The sequence below is a fragment of the Ralstonia sp. AU12-08 genome (assembly GCF_000442475.1).
Taxonomy (GTDB): Bacteria; Pseudomonadota; Gammaproteobacteria; order Burkholderiales; family Burkholderiaceae; genus Ralstonia; species Ralstonia insidiosa.
Map to the genome: position 1 here is coordinate 1 of NZ_ASZV01000027.1, position 1,720 is coordinate 1,720.

The 1,720-nt window shown below is 66.6% G+C and carries 1 protein-coding gene and 3 pseudogenes; all 4 read left to right on the forward strand.

Going from position 1 to position 1,720, the window contains the following annotated elements; translation table 11 throughout:
- Positions 1–452: pseudogene (locus C404_RS44670) on the forward strand (mercury(II) reductase); the annotation flags it as partial.
- A gap of 18 nt (positions 453–470) precedes the next feature.
- The gene (locus tag C404_RS61015; protein ID WP_003098931.1) at positions 471–986 is read left to right on the forward strand and encodes a Tn3 family transposase; all 516 of its coding nucleotides are present in this window, start codon (positions 471–473) and stop codon (positions 984–986) included.
- Positions 950–1,468: pseudogene (locus C404_RS61020) on the forward strand (Tn3 family transposase); the annotation flags it as partial. The gene C404_RS61015 and the pseudogene C404_RS61020, both read left to right, overlap by 37 nt.
- 33 nt (positions 1,469–1,501) lie before the next feature.
- Positions 1,502–1,720, forward strand: a pseudogene (locus C404_RS44685) (DUF3085 domain-containing protein); the annotation flags it as partial.

Here is a 1,720-nt window from a genome sequence, read left to right on the forward strand (position 1 = left end):
ATGTGGCGGCGGCGGCCGGCACGCGCGCCGCGATCAACATGACCGGCGGCGACGCGGCGCTGGACCTGACGGCGATGCCGGCGGTGGTGTTCACCGATCCGCAGGTGGCGACCGTGGGCTACAGCGAGGCGGAAGCGCACCACGACGGCATCGAGACCGACAGCCGGCTGCTGACGCTCGACAACGTGCCGAGGGCGCTCGCCAACTTCGACACGCGCGGCTTCATCAAGCTGGTGGCGGAAGCTGGCTCAGGGCGGCTGATCGGCGTACAGGCGGTCGCGCCGGAAGCGGGCGAACTGATCCAGACGGCCGCGCTGGCGATCCGCCACCGGATGACCGTGCAGGAGCTGGCCGACCAGTTGTTCCCCTACCTGACCATGGTCGAGGGACTGAAGCTCGCGGCGCAGACCTTCAACAAGGACGTGAAGCAACTGTCCTGTTGCGCCGGATGAGGAAAAGGGAGGTGTTCGATGAACGCCTACAGCCGCGCCAACCGCCGCATCTACGCGGCCTTGTCCGATCCCCTGTCGGCCACCCACCGGCACCGCCTCGACGATCTGCTCAAGCGCCACGACAACGGCAAGACGACCTGGCTGGCCTGGCTGCGCCAGTCGCCCGTCAAGCCGAACTCGCGCCACATACTCGAACACATCGAGCGCCTCAAAGCCTGGCAGGCGCTCGACCTGCCTTCCGGCATCGAGCGGTCGGTGCACCAGAACCGCCTGCTCAAGATCGCCCGCGAAGGCGGCCAGATGACGCCCGCCGATCTGGCCAAGTTCGAGGCACAGCGCCGCTACGCGACCCTGGTGCGCTCGCCATCGAGGGCATGGCCACCGTCACCGACGAAATCATCGACCTGCACGACCGCATCCTGGGCAAGCTGTTCAACGCTGCCAAGCACAAGCATCAGCAGCAGTTCCAGGCGTCCGGCAAGGCGATCAACGCCAAGGTGCGGCTGGCCACCTCGATCAAGCAGGGCACGGTGACGGCCTCGCTGATGCTCAGGAAACTCGGCAGCTACCCGCGCCAGAACGGCCTGGCCGTGGCGCTGCGCGAGCTGGGCCGCATCGAGCGAACGCTGTTCATCCTGGACTGGCTGCAAAGCGTCGAGCTGCGCCGCCGCGTGCATGCCGGACTGAACAAGGGCGAAGCCCGCAACGCGCTAGCCCGCGCCGTGTTCTTCAACCGGCTGGGCGAAATCCGCGACCGCAGTTTCGAGCAGCAGCGCTACCGGGCCAGCGGCCTCAACCTGGTGACGGCGGCCATAGTGTTGTGGAACACGGTCTATCTGGAACGGGCCTCAAACGCCTTACGCGGTCACGGCCAGACTGTCGATGACGCCCTGTTGCAGTACCTGTCGCCGCTGGGCTGGGAGCACATCAACCTGACCGGCGATTACCTCTGGCGCAGCAGCGCCAAGATCGGCGCGGGCAAGTTCAGGCCGCTACGACCGCTGCAACCGGCTTAGCGTACGATTTTTTCCGTTTTCTGAGACGTCCCCAATCAGTGCCGCATTGTCCTGGTCAAGGATCAGGGCGTGTACTTCCTCGCCGAGCGTGGGGAGCGTCGCCCGGATGGGCGCCAGGCACTGCTCGCCTACGCCGTCGGATGCAACCCGGACACCGACCCGTTCGATGACTGGTGGCACCTCGCCGGCCGCGAGCTGGGCGGCGATGACTTCGCGGAGTATTTCGACCCGAAGGACGGCCTGTTCAACGCG

Excerpts from the sequence above, each read along its gene's own strand:
- C404_RS61015 (WP_003098931.1), top strand. The coding sequence starts at position 471 with ATGAACGCCTACAGCCGCGCCAACCGCCGCATCTACGCGGCCTTGTCC.